The 5,006-nt window shown below is 36.7% G+C and carries 5 protein-coding genes; 2 read left to right on the plus strand and 3 right to left on the minus strand.

Translation table 11 applies throughout. From position 1 onward, the window contains the following. Positions 1–111 precede the first annotated feature (111 nt). The 3 genes from IE867_RS13970 to IE867_RS13980 all read right to left on the minus strand — a co-directional run bounded on the left by IE867_RS13970 (position 112) and on the right by IE867_RS13980 (position 3,640). Entirely contained in the window at positions 112–1,707 is a 1,596-nt protein-coding gene (locus tag IE867_RS13970) for a hypothetical protein (RefSeq protein WP_192485323.1), read from the minus strand. Positions 1,708–1,832: 125 nt separating this feature from the next. After that, the gene (gene yghU / locus IE867_RS13975) at positions 1,833–2,630 is read right to left on the minus strand and encodes a glutathione-dependent disulfide-bond oxidoreductase (RefSeq protein WP_192485324.1); all 798 of its coding nucleotides are present in this window, start codon (positions 2,628–2,630) and stop codon (positions 1,833–1,835) included. A 17-nt stretch (positions 2,631–2,647) separates the two neighbouring features. Next, a complete protein-coding gene (locus tag IE867_RS13980; RefSeq protein WP_192485325.1) occupies positions 2,648–3,640 on the minus strand; it encodes an NADP-dependent oxidoreductase in 993 nt (330 codons plus the stop codon). A gap of 142 nt (positions 3,641–3,782) precedes the next feature. Here IE867_RS13980 and IE867_RS13985 point away from each other — a divergent pair, with 142 nt between their 5' ends. Together IE867_RS13985 and IE867_RS13990 are read left to right on the plus strand one after the other, a co-directional pair. Continuing rightward, positions 3,783–4,766 (plus strand): recombination-associated protein RdgC, encoded by a 984-nt coding sequence (locus tag IE867_RS13985; RefSeq protein WP_192485326.1) that lies wholly within the window; start codon positions 3,783–3,785, stop codon positions 4,764–4,766. A gap of 8 nt (positions 4,767–4,774) precedes the next feature. Continuing rightward, on the plus strand, positions 4,775–5,006 hold a 232-nt coding region (locus IE867_RS13990), incomplete at its 3' end, for a hypothetical protein (protein WP_192485327.1).

The following is a 5,006-nucleotide window of genomic DNA, read 5'->3' on the forward strand; positions in this document are numbered from 1 at the left end:
GAGAGGGTGCTCACCAAATAATCCAGATTAGGGCTGCTAAAATAGGGAGTAATTGGGAAAAGGATTGGTTAGCAGTGGAGAATAAAATTTACCGAAAAGCTGCTTAAATAGCTATATATGTGTTGCTCTCTTCTGTAATAATCTCAATATATTTTCATGTTTATACGATGATAAGTTAGAAATAATAAAGGGCTTAGCCATATTAAGCAGTTTTCGACATAAATCCTTGTCATTCATCTCAATAACTGTTTCAAGTAATTTGGTAAATATCGCATCACATTTATGATCAGACCATCTATCCCAATGAGTGGAGTTGTCATTTTGACAAACCAGTGAATCAAATTGCACAAAAGATTTTTGAAGCGCCTGATCAAATCTGCTTTTTAGCCACTTGCAATCTGAGTGATGCTTCAGATCTTTTGCCATTAGAAGGGCATTGTGAGTTTGAAGCGCTACATCCTGAGAAACAGCATCAGAAGTATCTGGATATAAAGGCATTATCACAAGTAAATATCGAGCATAAGTTGTTTCTTTGGTAGGTCCATAATTCCCCATAAAGCCTTCGATATCATCATGTCCTTCCCCCCAGAAGTCATCATCAACTTCATCAAACGAAACTGAACATATTTCTTTTTGATTAAGATCATGCACCCAGTCAATCATGAAATTACTCACTGGAATTTTATGACCACTCTCGTCAAACAGAAAATCGCAATCAGGTTCACTCGTCTCAATTTCTTCCCAGTCAATATCATCTCTATCATAATACCCGCAAGATCCATCGCTAGTGACAGAATAGCTCACACGACTAATCATGAAGTTCAATTTATTTTCTAAAGGTAAATTTTCATTGATTGCTACTAGAGCTTGCAAAAGATCTCGGTCTTGCCCTTTAGTGGCACGAAAACCCAAATCAGTCAAAGACTGCTCTGTATATTCGTGTTGCAATAGAAATGAATGCTGTTGTTCATTCAATGCTTTAGTGATTGGTATCAACTTGTCTTTACTTGATTCTAATAGTTTTCTGTGATGATTAGCGCTCAGTTTTCTTTCTTTTTCTGGTTGAACCAGGTTATAAATGAGGACTAAACGAGAGCCATCCATAATCTTTTCTACCTGATGATGAACATCTGCATAGTGGGCTGCATAGTATATGGAAAACTCAGAATCGCCTTCTTTATTACCAAAATCAAAGTGATAGTTTTCACCTGCAAATCGACAGTTCAATGATCCACCATCACATCTTGAAGGTAGCTGAACGATAAGCGTTCCAAACATACCCTGTGACTTCTCGGTGTCTTGGTGGAATTTAAAATGTCCACCTTCTCTATAAACCAAGAGTTTAAATAATTCTGCTTTAACCTGAAAATCAATGCCCATTGTATGAGCTATAGAGTCAATCAATTTATCCAAAGCAGGTTTCCAATGAGGGTTTGAAATCTCAATATTATGTGCCTCAAACTCGATAGATCTTCGTACATCAGTATCTATAATCGTATCCATGCCTTTTCCAAATGGTGACTCACAGCCTTCTTTACTGAGCCAGTCAAGATCTTCTTTGTTAACAGGCAATGAAATATGACGATCTTTCACTGAAAGTCCTGGCTGTGTTGGTAAATCGGATCGACCGCCAATACACGGAATAGATTCAGCTTTTGAAAGCTTTTTGAGTTCATTAAGGAATTTTTCAATATGATGGTGAGTCATTCTTATCAGCTTTAATTTTCAAATAATTGAATATCGGCAATTTTACAGACGATAATCTTTAGTTTAAAGCGTTTCATCTGTGATTTTTAAAATATCATTTGAATAATGCGCAGAGAAATGGTTAATTATTTGTTTTTTGCAACCAGCATTCCTTTCTGAACAGCTTCTCGTTGATATATTTCATTTGCCCACCTTAAGAGATTCACATAACTGTCAGCATTTAGAAATTTTGCAGCACTATAGACTCTGTTAAGTATGACGCCACCATACCATGGGAATATTGACATATCAGCGATTGTATATGTATCACCACAGATAAAGCGATTGTTTTGTAGATGTTTATCCAACAAATCAAGCTGACGCTTGGTTTCCATTGTAAAGCGATCAATGCAGTATTTGATCTTTATGGGGGCATATGTATAAAAATGACCAAAGCCACCACCAAGATAGGGTGCGCTACCAACCTGCCAGAAGAGCCATGATAAGCATGATGTTCTTCCCGCATTTGTTTCTGGAATAAATTGTTTGAATTTATCAGCCAGATACAGAAGTATTGCACCTGATTCAAAAATAGAGGTTTCAGGTGACGTAGTTTTATCAACTAGTGCAGGAATTTTTGAATTAGGATTGATGCCTACAAAACCGCTTGAGAATTGCTCACCTTTTCCTATATTAATAATATGTGCATCGTATTTAGCATCGTCACACCCCAGAGCAATCAGCTCTTCAAGCATTATACTGACTTTAATGCCATTGGGTGTTGCCAGAGAATAAAGTTGCATAGGACTATTGCCACTTGGCAAGTTATGGTCATATCTTGCACCAGCCGTAGGCTGATTTATCGACCCCCATTTTCCTCCAAGATCATCTTCATGTTTCCATATTTCTGGTACTTCATAATCAATTTCTACTTTATCTACCATTAGTTTTCCCCTTTAAATTAAAGCTTCACTAGCATTTTGCCAATATTTTCGCCTGTGAAAAGGTCGATAAACGCTTTTGATGCGTTCTCAATTCCATGGTAAATATGTGTTTTATATTTAATATCACCACTGTTAATCCATTGCTGCATGTCTTTGTAGAACTCAGGTTTTATCTTGTCATAATCTGAAACAATAAAGCCCTGTACAAGGAGCCTTTTACTAATAATCTGGATAAGATTGGCTGGACCAGGCGCTGGCTTGTCCAAATTATACTGAGAAATCATGCCACAGACAATAATCCGACCATGTATATTCATCTGATTAATCGCGGCTTCAAGGTGATCACCACCAACATTATCAAAATAAATATCAATACCATGAGGTGCAACTTCTTTTAAGGCAGTATTCAAACCGTCATACGTTTTGTAATTAAATGCTGCATCTACGTTTATTTCTTCTTTTAGCCATTTAACTTTTTCATCACTGCCTGCACTGGCAATTACTTTGCAGCCTTTGATTTTTGCTATTTGGCATACAAGTGAACCAACGGCACCAGAAGCAGCCGATACAAAAACAGTTTCCCCCGGCTTTGGCTGGCCAATTTTTAGAAGACCTGAATATGCTGTTAAGCCTGGCATGCCAAGTAAACCCAGATAATGCTCAGGCGATGATGCGTTGGGCAGTTTTACTAATTCGCGATCTACGGCAATAAATTCCTCACGCCACCCCTTCATACTTATAACAACATCACCTGGTAGAAAATCTTTATGCTTAGAGACCTGAACAGTACCTACTGCTGATCCTTCAAGCGCTTCATTCAATTTAAATGGCGGGATATATGATTTTCGATTAACCATTCTGCCACGCATATATGGATCAACTGACATCCAGTTGTTTTTAATCAGGATTTCACCTTCTTTTAACTCAGGCAATACTTTATTAACAGTTTTAAAATGTTGAGTCTGTGGCATTCCTGCCACGTAATCATTAATATGAACTTCTTTTATCATGGAACAAATCCTTTTATATTTTTTGATTTTTTACAATAAGACAAAAAGAAAAGTAAAACAAATAATTATTGTGGAAGTTGCTGATAATGTATAATAAGTCAGCGATTAAAATACTGAAATTAATGTTAAAGTTGAGGATTATATGTTTTTTAAAAATGTTACTGCATTTAAGTTAAATCAAGAAATTGACGTTGAGCAACTGGCAAATTCACTCGGTGATTTTGCTTTCAAATCATGTGCACCAGGTCAGGTTTCAGCATCAGGATGGGAGCATCCTTTTATCAAAGATCATGAAGATACATTTCACAGTATCAATGCATTCCATCTGCTTTGTCTTAAAACAGAGGAGAAGGTGTTGCCATCTCAGGTTGTTAATGAGCATACCGCACAGAAGATCGAAGAAATTGAGCGTATGCAAAATACAAAAATAGGTAAGCACGAAAAAGCAACGATTAAAGATGAAGTACAACAGATGCTACTAACCAAGGCATTTAGTAAATCAAAACAAACCTATGGTTATATTGATTCTGCCAATGGCTTTCTTGTCATTGACAGTAATTCAGACAAAACTATTGATGATTTCTCAGCGCTATTACGCAAAGCGCTTGGGTCTTTGAAGATTCAACCACTTTATGAGGATATATCAGCAACGTTAACGGTATGGTTTAAAGATGGAACCGCACCCAGTGATATAGTGATCGAAGATAAATGTAAACTCGTTACCGATCAGGGTGATGGCGTTGCCAATATCACCTGTCAAGGCAATACGATGCTATCAGATAATATCTTGGCCTTTATTGAGGCAGGTGGTGCAATATCAGAGCTTGCCATTTCATGGCGTGATCAAATCAGTTTAACCATTAATGACCGTTTTCAGTGGAAATCAATTAAATTTCTTGAAGGCCTAAAAGATCTTAATAATGAGTTAAACAAGGAAGATAAAATAGTGCGTCAAGAGGCTGATTTTTTATTGATGGCGGAAACATTTTCTGAGCTTTTAAATCAATCTGACGATTACTTCAATACCACAGATAATCAGATGCCGTTGGTTTATGATGATATTCAATCACAGGTAACTGATGAGATAAATAGCGAAAGTGTCGAAACGACTGAAGAAAATAACTGAAGATCATTATGAGTAAAATGCAGGACTGGAAAACACCCATACCATTATCTCATATATCAGCAAATAAGCATGAATATCCGATTGATGCTTTGCCTGAAATTATTAGAAATGCGGGCATGGTTCAGAAAAAGGGTATTTTAGTAAACACTATGCGTGACGAACTCTTCCCATTTTGGTATGCTTTATTCGTACACATGATGTTTAAAAATTTAGGTAACTTATGCGATTCTTTTAAATCGC

Source organism: Cysteiniphilum marinum (genome assembly GCF_014857925.1).
GTDB classification, from domain to species: Bacteria; Pseudomonadota; Gammaproteobacteria; order Francisellales; family Francisellaceae; genus Caedibacter; species Caedibacter marinus.